At 54.1% G+C, this 25,285-nt stretch carries 21 protein-coding genes and 5 pseudogenes; 13 read left to right on the top strand and 13 right to left on the bottom strand.

What is annotated here, in order from left to right; translation table 11 throughout:
- Positions 1-36 precede the first annotated feature (36 nt).
- The 5 genes from JZM24_RS02035 to JZM24_RS02015 form a co-directional block, all read right to left on the bottom strand.
- Positions 37-738, bottom strand: coding sequence for a hypothetical protein (locus JZM24_RS02035; RefSeq protein ID WP_215668399.1), 702 nt, complete (start codon positions 736-738; stop codon positions 37-39).
- Positions 716-1,360, bottom strand: coding sequence for a hypothetical protein (locus tag JZM24_RS02030; RefSeq protein ID WP_215668398.1), 645 nt, complete (start codon positions 1,358-1,360; stop codon positions 716-718). The genes JZM24_RS02035 and JZM24_RS02030 overlap by 23 nt, the downstream gene beginning before the upstream one ends.
- Before the next feature lie 585 nt (positions 1,361-1,945).
- Complete coding sequence (locus JZM24_RS02025; RefSeq protein ID WP_215668397.1) at positions 1,946-2,461, bottom strand: YgjP-like metallopeptidase domain-containing protein; 516 nt, start codon at positions 2,459-2,461, stop codon at positions 1,946-1,948.
- Positions 2,462-2,496: 35 nt separating this feature from the next.
- Positions 2,497-2,859, bottom strand: coding sequence for a YibL family ribosome-associated protein (locus tag JZM24_RS02020; protein WP_215668396.1), 363 nt, complete (start codon positions 2,857-2,859; stop codon positions 2,497-2,499).
- 171 nt (positions 2,860-3,030) lie between these two features.
- Positions 3,031-4,017: a LysR family transcriptional regulator gene (locus JZM24_RS02015; RefSeq protein WP_215668395.1), complete on the bottom strand. Its 987-nt coding sequence runs from the start codon at positions 4,015-4,017 to the stop codon at positions 3,031-3,033.
- Between the two features lie 58 nt (positions 4,018-4,075).
- On the opposite strand from JZM24_RS02015, the gene pcp reads away from it, so the two are divergent.
- Positions 4,076-4,723, top strand: coding sequence for a pyroglutamyl-peptidase I (pcp, locus tag JZM24_RS02010; RefSeq protein WP_215668394.1), 648 nt, complete (start codon positions 4,076-4,078; stop codon positions 4,721-4,723).
- Positions 4,724-4,852: 129 nt separating this feature from the next.
- Complete coding sequence (locus JZM24_RS02005) at positions 4,853-5,689, top strand: bactofilin family protein (RefSeq protein WP_246579851.1); 837 nt, start codon at positions 4,853-4,855, stop codon at positions 5,687-5,689.
- A 190-nt stretch (positions 5,690-5,879) separates the two neighbouring features.
- Here JZM24_RS02005 and JZM24_RS02000 read toward each other — a convergent pair whose 3' ends face one another.
- Both JZM24_RS02000 and JZM24_RS01995 read right to left on the bottom strand, forming a co-directional pair.
- On the bottom strand, positions 5,880-6,461 hold the full coding sequence (locus JZM24_RS02000) for a sugar O-acetyltransferase (RefSeq protein WP_215668393.1): 582 nt from the start codon (positions 6,459-6,461) through the stop codon (positions 5,880-5,882).
- Between the two features lie 21 nt (positions 6,462-6,482).
- Positions 6,483-7,661, bottom strand: a complete 1,179-nt coding sequence (locus JZM24_RS01995; protein WP_215669967.1) for an MFS transporter — start codon at positions 7,659-7,661, stop codon at positions 6,483-6,485.
- 138 nt (positions 7,662-7,799) lie between these two features.
- On the opposite strand from JZM24_RS01995, the gene JZM24_RS01990 reads away from it, so the two are divergent.
- The 5 genes and pseudogenes from JZM24_RS01990 (at position 7,800) to umuC (ending at position 11,060) form a co-directional block, all read left to right on the top strand.
- Positions 7,800-8,243: a TetR/AcrR family transcriptional regulator gene (locus JZM24_RS01990; protein WP_220098806.1), complete on the top strand. Its 444-nt coding sequence runs from the start codon at positions 7,800-7,802 to the stop codon at positions 8,241-8,243.
- Entirely contained in the window at positions 8,240-8,419 is a 180-nt protein-coding gene (locus tag JZM24_RS01985) for a hypothetical protein (RefSeq protein WP_215668392.1), read from the top strand. The genes JZM24_RS01990 and JZM24_RS01985 overlap by 4 nt, the downstream gene beginning before the upstream one ends.
- Before the next feature lie 241 nt (positions 8,420-8,660).
- Positions 8,661-9,026, top strand: coding sequence for a S24 family peptidase (locus JZM24_RS01980; RefSeq protein WP_215668391.1), 366 nt, complete (start codon positions 8,661-8,663; stop codon positions 9,024-9,026).
- Positions 9,027-9,369: 343 nt separating this feature from the next.
- Positions 9,370-9,789 (top strand): annotated as a pseudogene (umuD, locus tag JZM24_RS01975) (translesion error-prone DNA polymerase V autoproteolytic subunit).
- Positions 9,790-9,791: 2 nt separating this feature from the next.
- Entirely contained in the window at positions 9,792-11,060 is a 1,269-nt protein-coding gene (gene umuC, locus JZM24_RS01970) for a translesion error-prone DNA polymerase V subunit UmuC (protein ID WP_215668390.1), read from the top strand.
- A gap of 125 nt (positions 11,061-11,185) precedes the next feature.
- Here umuC and JZM24_RS01965 read toward each other — a convergent pair whose 3' ends face one another.
- Both JZM24_RS01965 and JZM24_RS01960 read right to left on the bottom strand, forming a co-directional pair.
- Positions 11,186-11,839 (bottom strand): Qnr family pentapeptide repeat protein, encoded by a 654-nt coding sequence (locus JZM24_RS01965; RefSeq protein ID WP_215668389.1) that lies wholly within the window; start codon positions 11,837-11,839, stop codon positions 11,186-11,188.
- A 132-nt stretch (positions 11,840-11,971) separates the two neighbouring features.
- Positions 11,972-12,889 carry an APC family permease gene (locus JZM24_RS01960; protein WP_215668388.1) on the bottom strand — a complete coding sequence of 306 codons (918 nt, stop codon included), beginning with the start codon at positions 12,887-12,889 and terminating at the stop codon, positions 11,972-11,974.
- A gap of 424 nt (positions 12,890-13,313) precedes the next feature.
- Between JZM24_RS01960 and JZM24_RS01955 the strand changes: the two genes are divergently transcribed.
- A complete protein-coding gene (locus tag JZM24_RS01955) occupies positions 13,314-13,658 on the top strand; it encodes a LacI family DNA-binding transcriptional regulator (RefSeq protein WP_215668387.1) in 345 nt (114 codons plus the stop codon).
- Positions 13,659-13,692: 34 nt separating this feature from the next.
- On the opposite strand, the pseudogene JZM24_RS01950 reads toward JZM24_RS01955, so the two are convergent.
- Positions 13,693-14,893, bottom strand: a pseudogene (locus JZM24_RS01950) (IS3 family transposase).
- Between the two features lie 101 nt (positions 14,894-14,994).
- On the opposite strand from JZM24_RS01950, the gene JZM24_RS01945 reads away from it, so the two are divergent.
- From JZM24_RS01945 to JZM24_RS01935, 3 genes and pseudogenes are all read left to right on the top strand, one after another.
- Positions 14,995-15,852 (top strand): glycosyltransferase, encoded by an 858-nt coding sequence (locus tag JZM24_RS01945; protein WP_215668386.1) that lies wholly within the window; start codon positions 14,995-14,997, stop codon positions 15,850-15,852.
- A 203-nt stretch (positions 15,853-16,055) separates the two neighbouring features.
- A pseudogene (gene wcaJ, locus JZM24_RS01940) lies at positions 16,056-17,440 on the top strand (undecaprenyl-phosphate glucose phosphotransferase).
- 262 nt (positions 17,441-17,702) lie between these two features.
- Positions 17,703-18,947: a hypothetical protein gene (locus JZM24_RS01935; protein WP_215668385.1), complete on the top strand. Its 1,245-nt coding sequence runs from the start codon at positions 17,703-17,705 to the stop codon at positions 18,945-18,947.
- 43 nt (positions 18,948-18,990) lie between these two features.
- Here JZM24_RS01935 and JZM24_RS01930 read toward each other — a convergent pair whose 3' ends face one another.
- Positions 18,991-19,572, bottom strand: a complete 582-nt coding sequence (locus tag JZM24_RS01930; protein WP_376775531.1) for an acyltransferase family protein — start codon at positions 19,570-19,572, stop codon at positions 18,991-18,993.
- 161 nt (positions 19,573-19,733) lie between these two features.
- Complete coding sequence (locus tag JZM24_RS01925; protein ID WP_215668383.1) at positions 19,734-20,174, bottom strand: acyltransferase family protein; 441 nt, start codon at positions 20,172-20,174, stop codon at positions 19,734-19,736.
- Positions 20,175-21,490: 1,316 nt separating this feature from the next.
- Between JZM24_RS01925 and JZM24_RS18260 the strand changes: the two are divergent.
- A pseudogene (locus JZM24_RS18260) lies at positions 21,491-21,559 on the top strand (hypothetical protein); the annotation flags it as partial.
- Between the two features lie 90 nt (positions 21,560-21,649).
- Positions 21,650-22,768, top strand: a pseudogene (locus tag JZM24_RS01920) (IS3 family transposase).
- A 34-nt stretch (positions 22,769-22,802) separates the two neighbouring features.
- Here JZM24_RS01920 and JZM24_RS01915 read toward each other — a convergent pair.
- The gene (locus JZM24_RS01915) at positions 22,803-24,578 is read right to left on the bottom strand and encodes a hypothetical protein (RefSeq protein WP_215668382.1); all 1,776 of its coding nucleotides are present in this window, start codon (positions 24,576-24,578) and stop codon (positions 22,803-22,805) included.
- Between the last annotated feature and the right edge of the window lie 707 nt (positions 24,579-25,285).

The following is a 25,285-nucleotide window of genomic DNA, read 5'->3' as shown; positions in this document are numbered from 1 at the left end:
TGCTGTCCAGGCACAGCATGCCGTGATGGCGCTCGGTCAAGGTGGTGCGGAGCTGCTGATGGTTAAAAGCTCCGTGGCCGCCGCCAGCGGGTCCTCCTCGGTGACGGCGGACACTAGGTCATGTATGTGATTGCCGATAAACGGCAAATAGCCCACTATGGACATCAAACCTATCAGAAATGACGTAGTGATTTTATTTGACGCATATAATTCGACATAACCATAGGACGCACTAAATAACGTTGCGCGGGCGGCCAGGGTGGTCACACAGGTATCGATAATGGTTCTGCGGGTGATATCGCTTGTTTGCCGCCTGCGCCAATTTAAGCGCAAGCATCTATTCCCCGACAATAAGGCGTTAAGATAACGATAGGTCAGTTCATCGGCCACTTCGCCGAGGGTGTTGACGATGGCGCGTGCGATGGCGTTTGCCGCCACGATGCTGAAAAACGGCATCAGTTGGGCCGCGCCGTAACTCATCAATATGTCCACCAGAATTTGATTTATCCCGTAAGCGCCCGCGGCGAGTAACGTCGTCTTCACGCCAAAGGGCACGCTGCTATTATCGGTTAAAGGTAAAAGAAACTGGATGATATCTCTGGTCAGGACATAGACGAATTCAGCGGGAATCAATGCCGGTGCCACTGAAGCGATTTGGTCGTTGACTATTAATTGATAGCTTGACCAGGTAACCAGCAGCATACCGGCTATGCGGCTAATCGCGCTGGTGAAGAGCATAATCAAACACCAGGCCGCCACCTTGTACAAATAATGGCATTAGCGAGGCGCAACAACCTGCCGTTTTCAGCGCCGTGAGGTATTTTTCAACGACGTGCTGGAGATAGTCATAACGAACGTATTCCCTGGCGAAGGTAGGCAGCCCCACTGAAAGGCAACAGCGCAACAGCGCCAAACGAAAATCGCGCAGATGGCGTTTTATATCGAAAGAGGCGAGTGCATTGATACCTGCCGCACTGAGCGTCGAAGAAATGAAGACATTCTCAACGCTTGGGACAAAACGCACCCGGGTTTCAGCGTCGCCTCTAGACGCTTGGCTGTTCACTGCGGCAGGCTCGGTCGTTTCCTCAAGGGCGTTGACCGCAACCGATCTCGTCGCGGTGAGCGCATCCGCTCCCCAAGCAGCCTTTGTGGTGCAAAGCCGGGCATCCTCGCTGCGTGCGTCTTCGTTTTCCACAGTTTTCGGTTGTTTGATGCCCGCCCTATTCGCTGCGGTAGTGAGGGTGATATTGGCGGCATGACGCGTTTGCGGTCCAAGTAGGGTGATGTGGTCTTCAGATGCGGTTGCGGCATTTGTGCGGCAATGGGTAATAGCAGACGATGCTATCGAAGATAATGGCATATTTCCACCTCGATAAATAAGATTTGCTGTTTTAGATTAAATGTGAATGCGGCAAGATATTATTCGACGCTATTATTCAAGCGTGATTCCGCGCCAAGTTGTATCGCCAGCCTTATTTGAGTCTGGTAACGCTTATCACAGAGTACATTTCTCAAACGGGCAATTATAGGCTTTCCCTTGAGCGCTCTTGAACCTTCAGCGATAATTACATTTTTCAATTCAGGCATGACGGATAACATTATTTTCCGGCAGGAACCTGGCGATATTATTAATTTTCGGGACGACGTTGTTGCCAGAAGTCTGCCATAATGTTCGCTGTGGGGGCGGGCCGGTTAATTATGCCTTCGACGTAACGGCAGGCAACGTCGGCGTTAAAAGGAATTCTGTCGATAATCCCTTCGGGAGTCATCAAACGCTGCTTCAGCGTCCAGTATCAACGGGTGTCGTTGTTGGCGTTGGCAGTAAGGTGGGTTTGATGCTGGCCGTTAGCCGGCGGTTGTCCGCGGCCGGGCGATGGCTTTATTGGCAGCACGGGGAAGCTGTGCTACTGTCTGGCGCGGCTGGCGTTAAAGGTCAAGCGTGGCGCTATTGCCCGTCGGTGTGATGGATTGATGACCGTTCGCGCCAGGTCAGCCAGACACGCATATCAAATTCCCATTGATGATAGTGGGGAGCCATATGACAGCATAATTGATAGAAAGATTTGTTATGCTCTTTTTCTTTTAGATGGGCCAGTTCATGTATCACGATCATTCTGAGGAACGCTTCCGGCGCGTCGCGGAATAACGCGGCGATGCGGATTTCGTTTTTACTTTTGAGCTTACCGCCTCGCGGGCGGGAGACGAAAGTATTCGTGCCCAACGTCCCTTTGATGGGATTTTGCCGGTTATAAAAATAGACTTTGGCGAGGGCGGCGGTGTTTTTCAGGTAACGCTGTTTCAGTTCTTTGACATACTGATACAGCTCTTTGTCGGTCTGAATAGTGTGGCGGTCCGGGTATCGCCTCTGGAGCCAAGGTCCGAGCCGGCCCTGCGTCATCAGGTGACGGACGCGCTCGACCAGGTCGACGGGATAACCGTTTAAATATGGCAGATCGCTCATTGCGGTTTCGTGATGCCTGCGATGAAGGCCACCGCTTAAAAAGGGCCGCTGGCGTAGCCGGTGACTTCTTTCAGCCCCATTTCGCGCCCAAGCGACGTCATAGGGTGTACCACTACCAGACCGCGCACTTTTTTCTTTAGCGCGCCCATGTCGGCCTGCTCTTTTTTACTGATTGTCCGGCTAAACGATAATGCCTGTAGCTGCTGCGCCTGTTTGCTCAGTTTTGCCACGCGCAGGTTTTTCAGCCGGTGAATTTCCGTTTCCAGCGTGGTTTTTTCCTCTCGATGCTGCGCCATAATGCCAGGATCGCCCTGTGCAATGACGCTAGCCTCTTTATGATTCAGGGCATCCAGCAGGTCGCTGAGCCGTTTGATTTCCGTCTTTTCCTGTTCTTTCATATTGTCCGATCCCTACCCGCGTTTTTACCGGTGTCATCATGGGTGATGCCCTTAGTGTATCAGGATGCGTGCCGCTTTGCTGCGGCATCTGTCGCCGGGCAGGCGCTGTCGGCTCTCCCTTGCTTTCAGTCGCCTGCCCATTGCTGTTGGTTGCTTATTGGTCGCCGCCGGTCAACCCGGTCCGGCTTCCTCAGCCTGCATCTGCCGCACCGCCAACAGCGGTTGCTGGCGCAGCCACCGGCTTGCGCTATCGTCACGGCCGCTCACCATATCGATGCTGAAGGCGGTGTCAGTCAATTCTGTCGGCAGGGCGAGGATATGCAGCGGCTCGGTAAGCAACCGATGATCCACCCGTCCGGCCAGTGTGGCGATGAGATCGGTACCGCTTACGGCCTGCGGCAGCGCCACGATATGGGAAAACGTCGCCGCAACGCGGCGTCTTAAGCCCAGGGCCGCGAGTTTCCGGTCGATAACCCCGCGCCGCGAGCCGTCGTTGCTCGGCACGAACAGAGCATGGGGCCGCTGCAGATAGGTTTGCAGCGTCAGCGGTGCCGGGGCGCCACCCGGCGGGCCGGCGGCCAGCGTGGCGCGATCGGAGATGCAGACAAAATCCTCGCTGTACAGCGGCACCGCCTGCATGCGTTTCGGCGGCGTCAAATGGCCGCCGATGGCGATGTCGACCTGTGCATTATCCAACTGGGTATAGATCCGCTCGCGATCCAGCGTACACAGGCGCAAATCGATGCCTGGTGCTAGCCGACGCAGGCGGCGAACAATATGGGGAACCGGGACAATATCGGCATAATCGCTGGCGGCCAGCGTAAAGCGCCGGCCGTTGGCCTGTTCGGGATTAAACGCGGTGTCGCGCTCCAGGGTATCGCGCAATTGGTCAAGAATGGCGGCAATGGCCGGTATCAGCGTCTGCGCTTTTTCGGTGGCTACCATGCCGCCGGCGGTGCGCACGAACAGCTCGTCCTGAAACAGCAGGCGCAGCCGGCCTAATGCATTACTCACCGACGGTTGCGCGCGGTTGAGCAGTTTGCCGGCCAGGGTGACGTTTCCCGTTTCGTACAGGGCCTCAAACACCACCAGTAAGTTAAGATCGACGGAGGAAAGATTCATAGAATCAATGATATAGATAGCGTTTATCCATTTCAAGAATTGCCACCTCGCCGGCTATTATCCCGCGATAACGCCAGGTAATGGGAGAAGCGCCATGTCAGTTGTACTTGTAACCGGTATCGAGCCTTTTGACGGCGAAAGCCTGAATCCGTCCTGGGAGGTCGCGCGCCGGCTGGACGGAGAATGTGTGGACGGCGCGACGCTGGTGTCGCGACAACTGCCGTGCGTAATCGGGCGGGTTAATCCGGCGTTATTTCAAATGCTGACGGCGCTGCGCCCGGCGCTGGTGCTTTGCCTCGGTCAGGCCGGCGGCCGTGTCGATATCACGCTGGAGCGGGTGGCGATTAATATTGTCGACGCGCGCATACCCGATAACGCCGGCCAGCAGCCGGTGGATGAACCGATTTTCCCGCAGGGACCCGCCGGCTATTTTTCTACCTTGCCCATCAAGGCCATGGTGCGCGCGCTGCGCCGGCAGGGGATCCCCGCCTCTGTTTCTCAGACCGCCGGCACCTATAATTGCAACGCGATTTTTTACGGTCTTTGCCACTATATCGCCAGCCAGCATGCCCCGATGCGCGGCGGATTTGTCCATTTACCCTATTTGCCGGAGATGGCGGCGGCGCATCCCGGCGCGCCCAGTATGGCGTTGGCGACTCAACTGGACGCCGTAAAGACGCCGCTCCGCACCGCCTTAACCACCACCAGCGATATTCGCGTGTGGGCCGGCGCGCTGCATTGACGCGGGGAATAGAGCGAAATCCCCTTCTTCATCGGGGCTTATTCCCGCTTCATGGCTAGAGACTATCCGGTATGGTTGCCGCGATAGCGCCCGCTGACCACTTCCGGCGCGGCGCCGGAAACGAAGGGAATGAACAGAAAAACCAAACAACGGTGCCCGGACGGCCTATGGCTGAATGGCGCCTGGACAGTGTGGATCCTGGCGCTGGCGGCGTATCTGACGGACAAAACGCTGTTGTGCGTCGCGGCAGCTTTCGCCGCGCTGGGTCTGTTAGGCCTGTATTTTGTCAAAACGAGGGTGGATAACCGGACTATGTTTGGAAAAAAAATGCCTGCGCAAGCACCGCTTCCGCCGGAGCCCGCGCCTGCGGGCGCTTCTCCGCGGCTGGAAAAACAGCGCGCTACTTTGATTGCCAAAAGCGCCGTGTTTGCAGGCGATATCGATATCGAGGGTGATATCCATATCTGGGGCAAAATTACCGGCAATATTCGCGTCAAAGAAGGGGCTATTCATGTGATGCATGCGGGCCAGGTCGAAGGGGAGTTGCTGGCGCCTGAGATCATTATCGATGGTAAGGTGGAAGGCACCTGTTGCGCCACGACCTTGGATATTCTGGAGCACGGCGAACTGCACGGCGTCAGCCGCTGCGCCGGCATGACCATACAGCGCGGCGGGCAATTTGTCGGCCAGTCAGAGAGCGGTGAACCGCTTTCTCTGCAAAGCGGTACCCAAGACGCATTAAGCCGCCGCCGCGGCGCCAGTCATGGTAGCAAGGGCGCCAGTTATGAGAGTAGCGGTGACCCTCGCGACGGCAGCGGCAATGACGCCAGCGGCAGCGTCAGTGATGAGCGCAGCGGCGGCACGCACGCCAGCAGCAGCGTCAGGCAAGATCGCCGCGCTCGTGAGGAGCGGCCAAAAGTCTTTCCGGCGCCGGCGACCCATGACGGGAAAGCCACGGCGGAGTAAACCGCCCCATGCTCGTAACGGCGCGGCTACGGCGGAGTAAACCATTGCCTGCCCATGATGGGGTGGTCAGTGCGGTTAGACCCCTGTGCGCCCGTAACGACGCGGCCACGGCGGAGTTGATTCGGCGTGCCCATGATGGCCCGGTCGGGGCGGATTAACGAATGCGCGCCCGGCGCTGGCGCGGAACGTTTTAGCGGTCGTGAGCGTCGTCCTGCGGCGATAAGGGGTGTGCCACCCAGCAAGGATTACCGAATGCCAGTACCGACGCTGGTATATCCCGCGTGACCACGCTACCGGCACCGATAACCGTATTGTCGCCGATGGTGACGCCCGGCAAGATAGTCACGCCGCCGCATATCCAAACGTTATTGCCGATGGTGATCGGCAGGGCATATTCTAACCCTTGATTGCGTCGCGCGACGTCATGCGGATGGCCTGCGGTATAAATCCCGACATTGTGCGCGATAAAGACATTATCGCCGATGGTGACCGATGCGCAGTCGAGGATCACCAGATTGACGTTGTCATAAAACTGTGCGCCCAGGTGAATATTGTAGCCATAGTCGCAGTTAAACGGCGGCTCTATGCATAATCCTTCGCCGCTGCTGCCCAGCAGGCTTTTCAGCAGGCGTTGACGCCGCGCGTCATCTCGTGGATCGCATTGATTATACTGCCATAGCGTCACCTTGGCCGCCTGCCGCGCCTGACTCAGTCGCGGATCGCCGCAGGGGTGGTAAAGCAATCCCGCCGCCGCTTTTTCTTTGTCATTCATTGTCGTCTTCTCTGTTTGCCGTCATGGTCGCGCCGTGGCAGGCAGCGAGGATTCTCGCATCGCCGGCGCCATGGCGATGGCGAGTGCGACCATCGACAGGACCAGGATCATCGCCGCGCGCAGGCCGAAATGCTGGCCCAGAAAGCCCAGCAACGGCGGGCCGACCAAAAACGCCACATAGCCCAACGTGGCCACGATACTGACGCGCTCCGCGGCAAAATGTTCGCTGTCGCCGGCGGCAGAGATCGTGAGCGGAAAGCCGAGAGAGGCGCCGAGCCCCCACAAGATCACCGCGCTGCCGGCTAGGATCGGGTTATCGGCGAAAATAATAAGCGCCAGTCCCGTGGCCCCCAGCACGGCGCTGCCGCGCACGACATTCACCCGGCCGTAGCGTATCTGGAACATGCCGCCGCCAAAGCGCCCGGCGGTCATTGCCAGCGCGAAGCCGGCGTAAATCAGCGAACCGGACGTGGCGTTGAAACCGTGCCCATCCACCATCAGCAGCGGCAGCCAATCGCTGGCCGAGCCTTCCGCCAGCGCCATCGCTAACACAATGACCCCTATCATCAGCAACTGACGGTTTTTCATCACTTTCAGCAGCGATCCGCTGCGCCGCTCTTCGGCCGCCGCGGCCTGGGCCTGACCCGTGCCGGCCGGGATCGCGCGCCATCCCCAGGGCACCGTCGGCAGTGCAATACCTGCAATCAGCAACAGATGCCATTGAATGGGGAAATCCACGGCGGTCAGTCCGATGCCGATCGCCGCGCCCGCCAAGGTACCCAGACTGTAACACCCGTGCAGCATCGACATGACCGGGCGGCCAAGCAACCGCTCCACGGTCGCTCCCTCAATGTTGACCGCCACTTCAGCGCTGCCCATGCCGACACCGATGAAAAACAGGCCGGCCGATACCAGTGGCGCCAGCGAGGCCGCCGCGCCGCAGGCGATGATAAGCATCGCGAGCGTTACCAGCGCCATGCCGGTAATAATGACCGGCCGGGTACCGAAACGGCGGGTCAGCCAGCCGGAGCTGAGTATGCCGCCCATCGATCCCAGAGAGAGGCCAAACAGCACCATTCCCATCTCGGCGGTGGAGGTGTGCAGGCGGTCGCGAATGGCGGGCGTGCGCGTGACCCAGGAGGCCATGCAAAGTCCGGGCATGAAGAAGAAGAGAAAGAGCGCGAGGCCGCGGCGTTGCATACTGGTCAGGCTCAAGCGTACTCCTGATGGTAAGGGATCTTGCTTCTGAGACTAGCATCCTCCATGATAATGTACAATTGTACACTTTGACGGACGGTGGTTTTCCGCCAACACGCCAGTTTTTCCGAGGGTACTTTTATGATCAGCAAGAAAAGCCGACGAACCGATCCGAGTCGGCGTGCGCGTATTATTGGTATGCAACAACTGCTGAAAGAAGCGTTTAGCCAGTTTGCCGTCGCGATGTCGGCGGATTATGCGGCGCGGCTCGGGCTGGCCCGCAGCGTTGACGAGGTGGGGGAGGCTATCGTGGATATCATCTGCGGCGACGAGGCCACGCGGGAGCGCAATTTACTGTTGAGCTATGAATTGTACCTTTACGGCAGCCGTCAACCCGAGCTGAAACCGGTGATGCAGGACTGGATGGCCCGCAGTCAGCGTGCGCTGCTGCGCTTTTTCGATCTTCCCACCGCCCGGGCGCTGGATACGCTGATTGAGGGAATGACGCTGCATCACGCGGTGGATCGCACCCCCGCCAGCCGGCAGGAAATCGCCCGGCTGGTGGAGAAAATCATCCGACATTGAGCGCCGCTTTGCTCGCCGGCCTGCATGCCGGTCTGCCCGTGGGTCTGCATGCCGCGGCCTTGAATACCGGTCTACCCGTGGGTCTGCATGCCGGTCTGCGCGCGGGGGTGATGACGGTTCGCCCGAGCCGGCAATGGTTTGCCATTGCCCCTTATTCCTCGCCCCGTCCCCGGTGACCTTTCGCCTATCCGCTGCCGCCTGAAGCCTTCCCTATGGCGCCTCCGCCTGTGGCTTTTTCTCTTTTCCTGGTTTATCGCTTATGGCCGGGATGATGTGGAAAACGCGGCGACGACGGATTTTTAAGCGTTCCGAGACGGATTTGTCCGAACTATATCGCTTGCGAGCGCCCACTAACTTCACAGAAACCGCCGTTTATACTAGCCTGTATATATATACATTGCCCATAAGGAGGTAGCGATGAATGAACGTCCTTCTGCCCTGGCGAATAACGGACATCGGGTGTTGCTGGAGACCCTCTACTATGGCGAAGCAAACGCCACCTATCTGATGCGCGCCTGCGAGGCGAGCGCCACCTGCGGTATCCGCGCCGGTGCGTTACTGGTGATCGACCCGGAGGCAAAGCCGCAGGACGGCAGTATTGTGGTCATCCAGAATGGCGAAGATCTCTCTTTGCGGCGGCTGCGGCAGCGGCCGGAAAAATATCTGGAAAATCTCGACGCGCCGGACGACATCCTGCTATGGCATGACGACGATAGTGCACCAAGCGGCATTATCTGTTGGGGGTTGTTGATCTACATAGTGAACGGCGAGTCGACCCGATAGTCAAATAATCATAATCAATTCTCTTTGCTTGCCGCGCGCCTGTTTCCTTTTCTTCCCGGAAAAGGGCGCGCCAAAGAATTCATCCGCGCTTATTGATGTTCCGCTTTTTTCACGTTCCGTACCGCTGCGTTTACAATAATCGCCGTGAGTGATTATGCGCAGTCTCATCAGCTATCCCGGCACATTGCGCCTTTTATTGTCACGGCTGCCGACGGCAGGAATTTTTATTATTCGTCGCTTTAAAACACCTATCGTTTACCGCTTCGGCTTCGCTTCACAAGTCTAATATTCCATGTTTATACTGTATGTAAACACAGTAAAGAAACATTCGGAGTCATGAAGTATGCTCTTTTTTCGCGCAGATGATGCCGCCGGCGTTATGCCACGTTCCCTGTTTGTCGAACGCGTACCGGCCGGTTTCCCAAGTCCGGCGCAGGATTATATTGAGAACCGCATTGATCTCAACCAATTCTGCGTCAGCCATCCGGCTGCCACCTATTTCGTCCGCGTCACCGGCGATTAGATGATAGAAGGGTTTATTAATGAAGGGGATATGCTGGTGGTGGATTGTGCTATTACCGCGCGCCACGGGCAAATTGTCATCGCGGCGGTAGGGGGCGAGTTTACCGTAAAACAGCTGCAGCTTACTCCGACGCCGCGTTTAATCCCGATGAATCCCGCTTATCGGCCAATACCGATCCGAGATGATGACAATATCGAAATCTTCGGCGTCGTGACCTTTATTATTCATTCGGCGCCCTGATCATGTTTGCTCTGGCGGATGTCAATTCCTTCTATGCGTCCTGTGAAACGGTGTTCCGGCCCGATTTGCGCGGGACGCCGGTGGTGGTGTTAAGCAATAATGACGGCTGCGTGATCGCCCGATCCGCCGAAGCCAAACGGCTCGGTATCAAAATGGGCGCGCCGTATTTCAAGATGCGCGAATTATGCCAGCGCTACCGCATTGCCGTGTTCTCCAGCAACTATGCGCTGTATGCCGATATGTCGCACAGGGTGATGTCCATCCTGGAAGAGATGGCGCCAGCGGTGGAGATTTACTCTATTGATGAAGCCTTCATGAACCTGACCGGCGTCGATCGCTGCGTTGATCTCACGGCCTTCGGCCACAGCGTCAAGAGTCGGGTCCACAAATGGACCAATCTCCATGTCGGCATCGGTATCGCGCCGACGAAAACGCTGGCGAAGCTTGCCAACCACGCCGCTAAGACCTGGCGTAAAACCGGTGGCGTGGTAGATCTTTCCTCGCGCGAGCGCCAGCGTAAACTGATGGCGCTGCTGCCGGTGGATGAGGTGTGGGGGGTGTGCCGGCGCATCGGTAAATCGCTGAACGCGCTGGGCATCGACACCGCGCTGCAGCTGGCAGAGAGCCACAGCGCTTTTATCCGCAAACACTTTAACGTGGTGCTGGAGCGCACCGTGCGCGAACTGCGCAGCGAGTCTTGCCTGGCGCTGGAGGAGTTTGCGCCGGTCAAGCAGCAGATCATCAATTCCCGCTCCTTCGGCGAGCGGGTGAGCGACTATGGCGCGCTGCGTGAAGCGGTTTGCGCCTACGCCGAGCGCGCCGCGGAAAAGTTGCGCACCGAGCGGCAATATTGCCGTATGGTGGCGGTATTCATTAAAACCAGCCCCCAAGCGCCGGGAGAGGTGTATTACGGCAATCAGGCCAGCGGCAAACTGTCCGTTCCCACCAGTGATACCCGCGATATCGTCAACCTGGCTACCGACTGCCTGGATCGTATTTTCGTACCGGGGATGCGCTATCATAAGGCCGGCGTGATGCTGGGCGATTTTTATAGCAAGAACGTGGGGCAATTACCCTTGTTCGATGATCATCAGCCCCGCGTCAATAGCGAAGCGCTGATGGCGGCGCTGGACGAAATCAATCACTCCGGCAAGGATAAAGTGTGGTTTGCCGGGCAGGGGATACAGCGCGGTTGGCAAATGAAGCGGCAGATGCTGTCGCCGGCCTATACGACGCGTGTTGCGGATCTGCCGGTGGTGAAAGCCAACTGAACCGGGCAGCGGGCGCCGTCAGCCTGTGCGTTCGACGACCACTTTTACGGCGGCGGGAACGAGAAGGTTATTGCCGTCGCCGCCTGCGGCTGGCGAAGATCGCAGGTCGGGCGGGCAGCCTCGTTTCAGGGCGCATCCACCACCAAAATGCCGAGCTGGTCTACTAAGCCCGCTAGCTGCCAGCTCTCCAGCTTGACCCCCTCCAGGTTCACCCGGCACAGATCCAGGTCGCCCGGACAGGTGTTGGTCAGATCGCAATAGGTAAAATCGGCCGCCTGCCAGTCTATCTGCTGCAGCTCGCCCCCCGACAGGTCAGCGCCGCGAAAATTCGCGCCGGTCAGTACCGCGCCGCGCCAGCGGTTGTCCATCAATTCGCATTTTTCCAGCGTCACCCGGCTGAAATTACAGTAGCTCAGATTGCTTTTGGTGATGTAGGCGCGGCAGAAAAAACGGCGCCGGCTGAGGGTGGTCATAAAACTGGCATCGCGAAAATCTGCGCCCTGCACTTTACACTCGCGGATTTCCAGGCCAAGCGCGTCAGCATAACGGAAATCCGCCTGCGATAAATCGCAGCCGACAAAGCTGGCATCACGCAGCAGCGCGCGGCTGAAGTTGCAGCCGCTGTGGTGGTCATCATCGTAAAAACAGCAGTTCAAAAATTGGCTGTCGGTCGAATCGGCGCGGGAAAAATCACAGCCCGAAAAGCGCCTGTCGCGCACGATCTGGCCGGTGAACTGGTCGCGGGGAATGGCGACGGCTGACAAGGTGATAGTGTTCATTGACCTTCTCTATCGGGGAACGATGACCGGCGGCCAGTGTAACATAACCGCCGCTGCCCGCAGAGCGGTTGTAGCGCCGTGGCCGCTCAAGCGCCGGCCAGCACCTTTGGCAAAGGGCATGGCCGGCGGCCGTTACTTGGTGTCTCCCTCCGCATGCAGCGCCAGCCGTTTGTTGCCCAGGCGCAGCCAGAGCAAACGTAGCGCCCCCAGCACCAGCCAGGCGGAGCCGAGCATGATGGCGGTGCGATCCAGGCTTATCAGCAACCACCAAGAAGATAGGGCGCCGAGCGCGGGGGCCACCAGATAACGCAACGTATCCCAGACGCCGCGGCGCTTCAACCGCAGATAGTAATGACCAATGACCGCTAAATTGACTAGCGTAAACGCCAGGAAGGCACCGAAGTTAATAAACGAGGTAGAGGTGGTCACGTTCATCATCAGCGCCAGCAGCGCGACGGTCGCGCACAGCACAATGGCGTTTACCGGCGTGGTAAAACGGCCCAGCCGTCCGAGCAGGCGGGGCAGTACGCCATCGCAGCCCAGGCTATAAATCATTCGGCTGGCGCTGGCCTGGGCGGAGATGCCGGAGGCGAACTGGCCGAATACCAGTCCTATCATAAATAACGTGACGAACACATCACCGTCGATATTGCCGGCAATTTCAAACGCCGCCGAGTCGGTGTTATGAAACGTCGCGCCGGGATGGGCCAACTGCACGCACCAGGCGACGAGGATAAAGAGGATGCCGCCGCTGAGCGTGATAAGCATAATCGCGCGCGGTATGCTGCGCTGAGGATTGAGGGTCTCGCCGGCCAGTGTGGTAATGGCATCGAACCCCAGGAAGGAGTAACAGGCCACGGCGGCGCCGGCGACCAAGATTGGCAACAGCTGATCGCGCTGATCGAGAAACGGCGCCAGACTCCAGAAGGGGCGCGAGGCGTCGCCATAGAGGTAATGTACCGCAAGCGTTGCGAAGGCCACCACAATCAACAACTGGACCGTCATCAGCAGCAAATAACGGCGGGCGAAGAGAGCTGCGAACGCGATCATCGCCGCCGTAGCGCCCGTCGGGACGTTCCCTGAATGCGTCCTGATAGCATCATCCGGCCTACGCGCAAAACGTGCGCACTGGAGCGGACCGGACACGCCGGTCCTGAACAGCGTCGTCTGGCGGTGCCCGGGTCCATACGGGGTCATATTGCCGTGAGAAACCCCAATCAATGCACAACCTATCGTCGCTAGTCCGCAGCCGATTTCGGCCGCGGATTAGCTGTGGACAATCAGCAAATCGATTCGCCTGGCGTCGCACAGAACCTGTTGCGCCAGCGCCGCCGGTGACCTCCCTTAACCGGTTTCCGGCGCTGGAAAGGGCGTGACAGCCGGATGTCGACGCGCCCTACTCGGGCCGGCGGCGTGGAGCGGGCGGGCAAAAGTGAACATGTTTCACCGGCGGCGATGTAATAAAAATGAGTGTTTGATCACAGTCATCAATAATGGAATCTCGGTAGCCATTAGCGATGTCGCCAAGGCGGCTGGCGTATCGACGGCGACGATTTCACGCTATTTAAACGGCAAGTTTGGCTCGATGAGCGCGGCGACGCGGGAGCGTATCAGCCGGGTTATCGCCAAGATGAACTACAAACCGAACGATGTTGCGCGCTCTTTACGCAGCACGCAGAGCAAGACGATCGCCGTGATTATGGCGGATATCTTCAATCCTTATTCAATGGATATATTAAAAGGTATTGAAGGGGTATGTACCCCGTTTGGCTATACACTGTTTTTATGCGACGCCAAAGACAATGCCCAAAACGAATGATCTTGCCCCGCCATCTCCGTACAGCTTTTGTATCTTAAGTTAACGAAGCCCGCTGCCGCCGGTATTCTCTCGGAGAGTGATATCCCAGCGCGCTGTGCGGATGGTTTTCATTGTAATGCGTGAACGCTGCTGCAAGGTTTCGCAGGGCTGTTCTCGCATCCGGTTTTGGCATGAACTCGATATAGTCTTCCTTCATCGTCTTCACGAACCGTTCGGCCATTCTCTGCGGGCTGCTCACCGCTGTTGTGCAGGGCTCCAGATCCAGTTCTCTGGCGAACCTCTGCGTTTCATGCGCGGTATACGCTGAACCGTTGTCCGTCAACCACTGCACCGCTGTATCGGGTAACCTGTCGCCGAAGCGCTTTTCTACCGACCTCAGCATCACATCCTGCACGGTCGAACTGTCGTAGCCTCCAGTGCTCGCAGCCCAGTCTATGGCCTCTCTGTCGCAGCAGTCCAGTGCGAACGTGACCCGCAGTTTTTCACCGTTGTCGCAGCCGAACTCGAAGCCATCTGAACACCAGCGAATATCGCTTTCTGCCACCGCGATCCTGCCCTTATGCTCACGCCTCGGCCGCTCTGGTTTTCAATGTAATAACAGCAGGTTATGCTCACACATGATCCTGTAAAGTCGTTTCGCATTTACCGGCGTCAGTCCCTCTGCGCGACGTTGTTTACGCAGGATTCCCCACACCCGCCGATAGCCGTAGCTGGGCATATCGCTGATGATGTCGAGGATGTCCGACAGTATTTCAGCGTCTGCTTCGTCATTACGCCGGTTACAGCGCCTGTCCTGCCAGTCGGCAGAACGCTTAATCCGCAGTGACAGCGGCGCACGCGACCCGCTCATGGCGCGGCTGACCTGTGCTATTCCCCGGCCTTTGGCAACAAGGGCGCGTGCGCTATCCATTTTCGTGACTGGCCGTACTCCACGGCTTCTTTTAGGATCTCAACCTCCATCGTCTTCTTACCCAGAAGGCGCTGGAGCTCCCGGACCTGCTTCAATGCAGCTGCAAGCTCAGAGGCAGGAACAACGTCCTCCCCGGCAGCCACGGCGGTGAGGCTGCCTTCCTGATATTGCTTTTCCACTTAAACAGCAGGCTGGGCTGGATACCGTGCAGTCGTGCGAGATGGGAGACATTCATGCCGGGCTCCATCGTCTGCTGAATAATGGCCATTTTTTCCTGAGTAGTTTTACGTTTACGGACTTCTTGACCTAAAGGGATCCCGGTCATATCAAAATTGGCGTTAGTGTTAGACATATATTCAAGCCTATCTCTTATCTGGAGATACAGCTACTGTCTGGTGTTTCAGGGGGATAAATCAGGTCACCTGTTTGGTCCCTGAGGACCAGGTTTCAGAAATCGACGAAATTGATGCCGGCCATCTTCTGACCTTCCGTCGCACCGGCAGAGATGTGGGATCCTTTTGGCGATTTTTGAAAGCTTTCTGCGGCTATGTTTGGCGTGAAAAGCCCGATGTCGTTCATCTCCATAGCACGTTTGCGGGGGTGTTGGGGCGTCTGGCCCTTATCGCCTTGAGGCCTTTGCGGAAACCTAAAGTCGTTTATTGCCCGCATGCGTTTGCTTTTTTAATGGATAACTCTCCGACCAAACGCAAGTTATATGTTTGGGTAGAGAAATTGTTGCTGCCGATGACCGACAAGATAATCTGCGTAAGTGACTATGAAAAAACCAGTGCGGTCCAGCTGAAATTGTCTGCGGCGAAGATGGTGGTTGTGCATAATGGTGTGCCGGACCGCGGTCATCCTCCTGAAGCATTGCGCGCCCATGATGAACTCAACCTGCTTTTTGTAGGCCGGCTCGATTTTCAAAAAGTCTATGACATCATCATTGATGCGATGCGCCAACTTCAGGGAAATCCTATTCATTTAACCATCGTAGGTGATAGCGGTAATGGACAGCAGGAGAAGATTGCACTGCCTAATATTACCTATACCGGGTGGCTGCGGTCCCGGGAACTGGAGAAGTATTTTTTAGCGGCGGACGCGTTAGTGATCCCCAGTCGCTGGGAAGGTTTCGCGATGGTACCGTTAGAAGCCATGAGCTATGGCTTGGCTATCGTGGCGAGTGATTCCACTTCTTTGCCTGAGGTGGTCATCGACGGTAAAACGGGACGATTATTCAAAAATGGCAATGCCAATGATTTGAAAGATAAAATCCTAGCATTATAGCTTGCCGAGTTCAGAGAAATGGGAAGTGCGGGTTATAAATTATACAAAAGCAGCTTTACGTCTGAGCTAATGATTTCAAAGACATTTCAGGTATACGACGCGCTGTGGAAAAAATGTTAAAAGTTAAAAAAAGCAATTGTGAAGTAAGTTAAAACACTCCTCACTTTTAAATTTTGGTAATTCTAATGCATCAGGTACCAGCTATGAACAGCATAATTTCTCATCGAACATCGACAAATGCGTCACTCATTTCGGTGATCCAACGTTTTTCTGACATTTTTATCATGTTTTTCGCGCTATTTGCGATTTGTCAGGTTAACGGCACTCAAATGACCAATATGCATTTCTTTATCGTATTGGTGGCGCTGGTTGTTTTCTAAATGATAGGAGGAATCACCGATTTCTATCGTTCCTGGCGCGGTGTGAAGATAAGAACTGAACTGCTGCTTATACTGCAAAACTGGACGCTGAGTTTGATTATCACCGCAGGGATTATCTCCTTTGTCGAGGTGATCAATATTACTTTTATGTTGTATGCTGAATGGTACTTGTTGGCGTCACTCGGGCTGGTTTTTTGCCGACTATTGATTCGCCATATCATCGGCATGGTGCGTCATCGCGGCTATAATACGCGTAACGTCGCGATTGTGGGCGATTCACCCGTAGGGGTTGAGCTGGCGACCAGCCTGCTGGATGCCCCATGGCTGGGTTTCAATATTGTGGGTATCTACAGCGATAATCCAGTGGAAATCGATCAGCGCCTCAACTATATCAACGAGTATCGCCAGGTTATTGAGGATGCCAAAACGGGAAAAATCGAGCGTATCTATATTGCGATGCCGATGACAGAAGAGGCAAAAATTAAAGATCTTGTCGATGAGCTTTGTGATACCACGTGTTCAATCATGTTGATTCCCGACATTTTTACCTTCAGCATCCTACGTTCACGCTCAGAGGATATCAACGTACTGCCGGTATTATCCATTGCCGACACGCCCTTGAACGGTATCAACATAGTGCTTAAGCGTATCGAAGATATCATCTTGTCTCTGATGATATTAACGTTTATCACACCGGTGCTGTTGGTGATTTCTCTAATGGTGAAGTTCACCTCTCCTGGCCCAATTATTTTTAGACAAAAACGGTATGGCATTGATGGTAAACCCATTCTTGTGTGTAAATTTCGTTCGATGAATGTAATGGATGATGGCGATACCATTGTCCAGGCCAAGCGGGGAGACTCACGTTTGACGCCTATCGGAGGCTTTTTACGCCGTACATCCCTTGACGAGATACCGCAATTTATCAACGTGCTGAAAGGTGATATGTCCATTGTAGGACCCAGGCCGCATGCCGTTGCTCATAATGAGCAATATCGCAGCCTGATTAAAGGCTACATGCTGCGTCATAAAGTAAAACCGGTTGGGCCCAGGTCAATGGTTGGCGAGGGGAAACGGATTCAATAGAAAAAATTCAGCGCCGTGTCGACTTTGATTTGGAATATATTCGTGAATGGAGCATTTGGATGGATCTGAAGATTATCTTTTTCACCATTTTTAAAGGATTTATCGGTAAAAGTGCCTATTGAGCATCGATTCCGCGCGAGGGCGTTTGTCAGTAAAATCGCGCTTTGAGTTAAAAGGGCTTATGAAATTTTTCCCGAATATAGCCAAAAAAAATCTTCGTCGTCTAACAAACGACGAGCTTTTTTAATCCGAAGCGTTGCGGGATTTATCCAATCCATTTTCAACAAACTCGCCGCCGCCGATGGTGCGCAATATGTTGGTCGCTGCCCCGACCTAGAAACGCTGCGTCAGAACTTGCCCAGCCACGATGGGCAAAGAATTGTTTTGTCCGGCCGTGAATCAGCCCCACCCGGACAAAAATCAGTTGGCGTTGGCGAGCTTTTCGCGTTAAGGAACAGTGAGCTCAAGGACGATGATGGCATCGTCTTTCTTGTTAATGCCGATTGGTGCTGGTGCTGGCAGCGTCAGATGCAGCACAATATCGATGCGAAATGGTTTGGCGTTTATAACGATGGACGGGTGTGTGGAGATGCCTTTTCTCGTGCGCTGGATTTTGTTGTGGCTCAAGAAGGAGCTCTATTATTGCCTTTGGGCATCATTAACCTCGGCACTCTGCGAAAGACTATAAAATGGTTTGACGGCATCAAGAAATTCGCTATCCGCGGTCAGGGCAAGAATACGGTTCTAACCTTTGATAATATCGATCCTCCAATACGCTCAAATAAAAAGAATTGGGTGTCTGAGCCATTTCTTTTTACTTTTCGTGGGGCAAATGCTAACCAATATATAGATTCGTTGGTCCTAGAGAACTTTTGTATTGATTATGCGCGGCAGCGTAATCAGGGCGGGACTAGCCTCGAGGCGCTTGGTGAATTTCATCCCACGCTACATTCTACCGGAACCATTGCGTTATACTTAAACTACTGTCTGAACCCTGTTATTAGGAATGTGTCGTTCTCAAATGTTTACGGCAGCGGTGTTTACTTACGGCGCAGTTATTATCCTCTTTGTGAGAAACTCTCATTCTACAACGTATCAGCTAATCAAATTGTTGCAAGGGATAAGCGGATGGACCGAGATAATAGTGTTGGTGCTATATTCTATTGGTCTTGTTTCGGTGGTTTGATACATAGCTGTATCGCCTGTAATACCCGTAAATATACGGTGGATTTTCTTTCGCCGGATAATAAGCAGCAAATCAATGGTACTTTGTGCGGGTACATCGGCTTTTGGAGCGAATATGGTTTTCAGAGCAAAAACCGAGATAACGAAGGGCCGCCGTTGATTGATTGTGCCACGCATATCGACCAAGATGCCGATACCGCTTCTCGCGGCATTCAGATCAGTAATTGCATTGTCAGTGGCTATGTTATCGGTATCAAAGGCGAAACGCAAACAGACATTTATGTGTTGAACAACATGGTTCTTAACTGTTATTTTCCCATTACATGTAGTGGTGTTAGAGGCGTTGTGCAGCGAAACTATACTAATATGTTGCATTGTGAGGATATTAGATGCCCGCAAGGAGAACAGTTTTGCCGGCGTGATATCCCGCGCCAAGCTGGGTGAGGAGCCCAATCGCGCGGCCAACCTGGCCCCACAATTTAAGCCGTTACCCGGTGAGCGGCTCTATTATTTGTTGCCTGATGCCGGTGGCAAAGAAGGTATTGTCATGACAACGCAAGGATGGAGGGAATTCGGCGCTATCAGCGCCGATGCCTAATTCTACCATGTGATCCCCACGCCCCGCATACGCGCTAACCGGCGTGAGGGCCCAGGGGGAAACGGCATTTGCTTTTCTAGCGGCGAGGGTTATTTTGATGCGTTTGTTGAGCGGTAGCTCAACATAGCGATAACACAGCCATCCGCTTAACACGGCGGAAAGAAGCAGAAAAAGGCAAAATAGCAGCGGATAGCGGGTGAGATGCAATTTATGGGCAATCATTGCGCATGGGCTGAGGATAAAACCATGCACCAGATAGAGCGAATAAGAGGCATCCCCCATGGTTTCAAGTAGATTAAGCAGCCTACTGCGAAACTGCTGAATAAACTGTTCGAAGCTTACCAAACCAAGGAAAACCAGCAAAATGGGTAATCCTGCGTAAAGCGTGCGGTTAAGAGGGGTATTGATACTGCCGTTGATGTTTTCCCATATTAACATACCAATCCCCGCCACTAACACAATTAACGCCAGCGGCGCGGAAATTATTTTTTTCTCAAAATTTCATAAGCAAGAATTCCCAGTACAAATTCAACCAGGATGATGTCGGTAATAAATTTGAAATAAGCGGCACTGGGGTGCAGAGTAAGCCCAATGGCAGCCAGAACTAAGATAATGGCCACGACGATAGTTTTTTATTGGGCCTGGATAAAAATAGCCCAAAGCCAAAAATAAAATAAAAACTCATAACTTAGCGTCCAGCCATTATTGACAAGAAAGCGCGTGCCGTCGGGAAGGAGAAAAAACGACGCGATAACGCTCGTCGTTCCGCTCGAGCTGTTAACAACGCTTGGCTTGATGATGAAAATGGCCAGCGCGGCGACTGTCATTAGCCAGTAAAGTGGAAGGATCCGTGTGCATCGTGCAAAAATAAATCGACGAAAAGTCACCTCTCTTTGCTCGGTGGTATTGCACATGATATAAGCTGAAATGATAAAGAAAAGGTCTACGACATAATAGCCTATATGAAACCAAGATAAAGACGGCACGTCATACTGTCGCCATTTGATGATGACATGATGCATAACTACCATCAGTGCGGCTATCGCGCGCAAATATTGTACGGATTTGATCATCTTTCGTTCTCATGAAGCATGTGTGATGGTCGTGTGCTTAAGGCTATGGAAAATACTGCATGCATAATATCCATTGGTAAAGGACAGACGTTGGTTTTGAGTAGTATAATATTATGCTCTTGGCGAAAATTTATTATGCATCCTCATCCCTTTAGGTAAGCTGCTCTGAAAATCATAAACTTGCCCTATCTGAACCCCGCTTAAGATTTTACATTCTATCAAAGTGGGAAAATTAGGCAATCTGATTCATTAATTTTTCCTCGATTGCTGCACAATGAGCGCTGACCCGGTAATACTATCTTAAAGACGCCTTTTGTTCTTAAGTGACTAGGATTGCTGTGCATTACGAATTGAATCTAATGATGAGATTTTTCTTAAAAATTGCTATTTTGCCAAAGAAAGGTTGCGACGAGTTACAGCAGAAAGTATACCGATAATTATTCGCAATAATGATAGGATTATGCTCAACATGTTATGATATTTTATGCTCGTTGTTAATGAACAAAACCTAATGCTATAAACCCCCACAGTGGTTTGCTTGTTACGTCTTGGCCGTGATTTTAGGATTTGGAGTTGATGATTTGCAACGATAATATCGTATTATTGTTTATGGTCAGTCTAGCTATTATGCAGAAGATTAGCTTTTAGGTACCTGATTGCCTGGTTTTTTGTTGAAGATGACCGCGTCAGATTTTCCGAGATTGGTAGCATCATTAACGCTGAAATACTTAAAAATGGATAGTTCTTAGCAGCGGCTTATCCTAAAAGCTAACGTCGTGTAATTGCCGGGCGCGCCCGCGATTCAGCCTGGTGCCGATGTGGAAAAAGCGTTTGCGGTATTCAAAAAACAGCAACAGTTTTCCGCGATCGGCAAAGGGAATCGGTATCTTACAAATTGTTAAACCTACGCTATAAAGTACCTAATAAGTTGATTCGGGCGCGTGAAGAGCGCCACGCGCGCGGCTAAATTGAAGAAAGTGTTGCCAAAGTGGCGCAACGTATGCTTGTAGCACAGCAATCGGATGGCTACCTCAGGGAAGACAACATTTTTTAGCATAATCTTGCGCACTTACTAGAAGGACTTGATCGAGTGAAAACATGACTGACGCGCTATTTGCCTTGCGATAGACTCGGTTGTACAGGCTACGCCGACGGCGGCTGTGTCGTCGCGCCGGGCATTGCCGGCAGCCGTTTCATCACCTACGATTATGTTCATAACTGTTTAGTTACCGGTCGGTAGCGGCCCAAAGAGGTCCGCGTGCGTTTGCCCGACCCGAATTCCCCCATTGCGCGTTACTCACGTTAAGGTTGGTAAAATGAAAAATCTGAAGGCCGTTATCCCTGTCGCCGGGCTGGGTATGCACTTGTTGCCCGCGACTAAGGCTGATTTATCCCCCTGAAACACCAGACAGTAGCTGTATCTCCAGATAAGAGATAGGCTTGAATATATGTCTAACACTAACGCCAATTTTGATATGACCGGGATCCTGTTAGGTCAAGAAGTCCGTAAACGTAAAACTCCTCAGGAAAAAATGGCCATTATTCAGCAGAGGATGGAGCCCGGCATGAATGTCTCCCATCTCGCACGACTGCACGGTATCCAGCCCAGCCTGCTGTTTAAGTGGAAAAAGCAATATCAGGAAGGCAGCCTCACCGCCGTGGCTGCCGGGGAGGACGTTGTTCCTGCCTCTGAGCTTGCAGCTGCATTGAAGCAGGTCCGGGAGCTCCAGCGCCTTCTGGGTAAGAAGACGATGGAGGTTGAGATCCTAAAAGAAGCCGTGGAGTACGGCCAGTCACGAAAATGGATAGCGCACGCGCCCTTGTTGCCAAAGGCCGGGGAATAGCACAGGTCAGCCGCGCCATGAGCGGGTCGCGTGCGCCGCTGTCACTGCGGATTAAGCGTTCTGCCGACTGGCAGGACAGGCGCTGTAACCGGCGTAATGACGAAGCAGACGCTGAAATACTGTCGGACATCCTCGACATCATCAGCGATATGCCCAGCTACGGCTATCGGCGGGTGTGGGGCATCCTGCGTAAACAACGTCGCGCAGAGGGACTGCCGCCGGTAAATGCGAAACGACTTTACAGGATCATGTGTGAGCATAACCTGCTGTTATTACATTGAAAACCAGAGCGGCCGAGGCGTGAGCATAAGGGCAGGATCGCGGTGGCAGAAAGCGATATGCGCTGGTGTTCAGATGGCTTCGAGTTCGGCTGCGACAACGGTGAAAAACTGCGGGTCACGTTCGCACTGGACTGCTGCGACAGAGAGGCCATAGACTGGGCTGCGAGCACTGTAGGCTACGACAGTTCGACCGTGCAGGATGTGATGCTGATGTCGGTAGAAAAGCGCTTCGGCGACAGGTTACCCGATACAGCGGTGCAGTGGTTGACGGACAACGGTTCAGCGTATACCGCGCATGAAACGCAGAGGTTCGCCAGAGAACTGGATCTGGAGCCCTGCACAACAGCGGTGAGCAGCCCTGCGAAACCTTGCAGCAGCGTTCACGCATTACAATGAAAACCATCCGCACAGCGCGCTGGGATATCACTCTCCGAGAGAATACCGGCGGCAGCGGGCTTCGTTAACTTAAGATACAAAAGCTGTACGGAGATGGCGGGGCAAGATCACTCCGCACCGGGATCCATGGCTTTGATACATTGCCTGGCGAAGACTAAGGCCTGCTTTTTGTCCAACGCCTTGGCTATTGACGGTATCAGGTCTTCCAGCAAAGCTTTTTGTAACCCCCGACGGGTGGATCCGGTTCGGGTGACCTGTCCCATCAGCCCCAGTATCGCGTTACCGCTCAAGCGGGCGGATAAGCCGGCAAGTGAACCTCTACCGGGTAAAAAAGAGAGAACCTCAAGAGAATATCTGAGAACCGCCAGCGCCCGGCGCCGGCGGATGAGGTCACCCGCACAATCGTAACAGGGCACCAGCGATGTAAGCGCAAGTTGTGCTTTGGGGATTGTTTTAGCGGCATATCGCTGTTCCCTACGCTCATCGTAATAGGATTGTTGCAAGTCCGTGCTGACAGTGTCGAAAAAAACATCCCCAGATGCTGCGGTTAATTTAAGCGGCTTTGTCTGCGCAACGAGAGAGGGAAATTGCCGGGTTGCATCAAGCGTGAACGCCTGGGGGAATATTCCGCTATCGCGGGACTTATGCTTGTCGCCCCTGATGATGTACAACCTATTTTTGCTAATCATCAAAGCATCATAGCGTTTTTTACGCGGCGACCTGGCGACAAACACCTCGACACCCGGAGTTTTGCGTGGAGTGTGTGTGGCAATACAGTGCGGCGCATTAACGGGATAACCCTGATAGCGGTTTTTACCGACACATAATCGGGCTTGGGCTTTGAAAATAGCGTCCTGCTGAAGAAAATCGACTGCTTCGGGCGCGAATCGAGTCCCTTGGTTCACCCACATGACATTGAGCAGGTGCTCATAGGCGCAGGAGAGTGGCGGGTTGTGAGGGTGAAACCGATAATGGATATCTGGCATCTTCCGCCATTCGCCGGGGCTCGCCTTACCTTGCTGGCAGATGTCGTGTAGGCAGAGGTATTTCACCAAGGTCAGATAAGTGCTCATAGAGTTGCTTGCTTCTTGACAGCCTAGCGCCGGCCATTGTCGGGCCAATGGCTCGCGGCGTGGCCAAAGGAGTTTGATTGGTAGATCATGCGGTAAAAAACCCTCACCGCTGACAGCAACGCCGAGATGATTAAGGTGATGTGACATTATCTGTTCAGGCGTTTTATCTTCCGCGCTGGCCCATGGCATCCACTGCCGCTTCACCAATCTGTTGATATGGTCATACAGCAATGCCGGTAGCCGAAAATCGGTGACGAAGAGAGGCGGCAGGGCTTTTGCGACCAACCCGATAAACAACATGTTAGCGGGCGCAATGCGGTCTTTTTCAGCCAGACTGTCGGTGTGGAAAGTGCGTCTGGCCGTATGGAGCATAGCCGTGTAGACAAGGTTCAGTTCGCAGTCATCATAGGCATGAGAAGCGTATTGCCCGGTATTGACCCGTCGATAATGTGGCGCTACAACAATCTGAAGCGCAGCGGCATTAGCGGTTTGACGCTGGCAAGTTGGAAGACGTCTCAAACGGTATTTGAGGCTATGACCCCACGCCAAATTTACCCGCACTAACATTGGCGACCGACTTTCGTCATACAACGCGTCGACATCATCGAGCAGCAGACTTTTTAGCGCAATGCTCAACAGATGACGGCCAAACCAATCTATTGGCGTTTTGCTGTAGCCCTCGGGCGGCAAAAATTCATGTTCGTCGGCCTTGTAGAAGCCGGTATAGGCCAGCAATCGTTGCGTCATGAGCGGTTCCCAGGCGTTAACGCCCGGCCAATAATCGATAGCAGCTATGATGAAGGTAGGCATCGCGGCCGCTTTATCGCTTGTTGCCCCAAGCCAAACGGGAAGATGATAATCTCGCCATGGCACAAACCCCTGTTCGGGCTAGGGCAACAGCAAAGGGGGAGGAAAGGTCGGCGCGGGCGATAAAACTACCGTCGACAGCGGCGAGACAACCTGCGCTGAAACCGGCGCTTTCGTCGAGGATACCTGCACCGCCGGTGGCGGGGGTGTCGCCATCACCGGGCCGGGCGGTGTGCCCAATGAGATAGCCGCAGCCGGAACGTCAGCTACCGCCGGAGGAAGGGTCCCTATTAAAGCCGCAATGGCCACCGGGGGGGGAGTCTCTGCCGACGCTGGCACGCTAAGGCGAGTCCGTAGGGGCTCACGGGCTGCGATATCCCACTGATAGGAGGTCTGTTCGTTTGCAATTACCGTTGCCGGGGCCGCTAACGGTTCTCTTTTCTCGCCCCCCGTTTTGCCTTTTTGCCGCCCTGCGGCAATGCTCGCGTGGCTATGGTTGGAATAAGCTTCGGGATGTGGATTGGCCGCCGGCCGCTGTACACTTCCGTCGCTAACGTTGCAGCGGTGCAGGCAGAGAGACTACGGTGCAACCTGTATCGCCCGCGCGGCTTGAGCGAATGAGCATCAGGTGGTCCCTTTTCCGATGTTAGCCCATGCACCAGCGTAAGAAATGGCATCAGCGACAAGGCCATATAAACCGGATTTTGTCG

Origin of the sequence: Candidatus Sodalis endolongispinus, assembly GCF_018777395.1 — a bacterium.
In the GTDB taxonomy this organism is placed as follows: domain Bacteria; phylum Pseudomonadota; class Gammaproteobacteria; order Enterobacterales; family Enterobacteriaceae; genus Sodalis_B; species Sodalis_B endolongispinus.
Note: the sequence above shows the minus strand (reverse complement) of the source record. Positions and strands in the feature narration are given on the sequence as shown.

Coding starts and splice junctions, on each gene's coding strand:
- JZM24_RS02005 (WP_246579851.1), top strand. CDS start 4,853: ATGAACAGAAAAACCAAACAACGGTGCCCGGACGGCCTATGGCTGAAT.
- JZM24_RS02030 (WP_215668398.1), bottom strand. CDS start 1,360: ATGCCATTATCTTCGATAGCATCGTCTGCTATTACCCATTGCCGCACA.
- JZM24_RS02020 (WP_215668396.1), bottom strand. CDS start 2,859: ATGAAAGAACAGGAAAAGACGGAAATCAAACGGCTCAGCGACCTGCTG.
- JZM24_RS01915 (WP_215668382.1), bottom strand. CDS start 24,578: ATGCCTACCTTCATCATAGCTGCTATCGATTATTGGCCGGGCGTTAAC.
- JZM24_RS01980 (WP_215668391.1), top strand. CDS start 8,661: ATGAATGAACGTCCTTCTGCCCTGGCGAATAACGGACATCGGGTGTTG.
- JZM24_RS02000 (WP_215668393.1), bottom strand. CDS start 6,461: ATGAATGACAAAGAAAAAGCGGCGGCGGGATTGCTTTACCACCCCTGC.
- JZM24_RS01965 (WP_215668389.1), bottom strand. CDS start 11,839: ATGAACACTATCACCTTGTCAGCCGTCGCCATTCCCCGCGACCAGTTC.
- JZM24_RS01960 (WP_215668388.1), bottom strand. CDS start 12,889: ATGATCGCGTTCGCAGCTCTCTTCGCCCGCCGTTATTTGCTGCTGATG.
- JZM24_RS02025 (WP_215668397.1), bottom strand. CDS start 2,461: ATGAGCGATCTGCCATATTTAAACGGTTATCCCGTCGACCTGGTCGAG.
- JZM24_RS01925 (WP_215668383.1), bottom strand. CDS start 20,174: ATGATCAAATCCGTACAATATTTGCGCGCGATAGCCGCACTGATGGTA.
- JZM24_RS01995 (WP_215669967.1), bottom strand. CDS start 7,661: ATGCAACGCCGCGGCCTCGCGCTCTTTCTCTTCTTCTTCATGCCCGGA.
- JZM24_RS02035 (WP_215668399.1), bottom strand. CDS start 738: ATGCTCTTCACCAGCGCGATTAGCCGCATAGCCGGTATGCTGCTGGTT.
- umuC (WP_215668390.1), top strand. CDS start 9,792: ATGTTTGCTCTGGCGGATGTCAATTCCTTCTATGCGTCCTGTGAAACG.
- pcp (WP_215668394.1), top strand. CDS start 4,076: ATGTCAGTTGTACTTGTAACCGGTATCGAGCCTTTTGACGGCGAAAGC.
- JZM24_RS01990 (WP_220098806.1), top strand. CDS start 7,800: ATGATCAGCAAGAAAAGCCGACGAACCGATCCGAGTCGGCGTGCGCGT.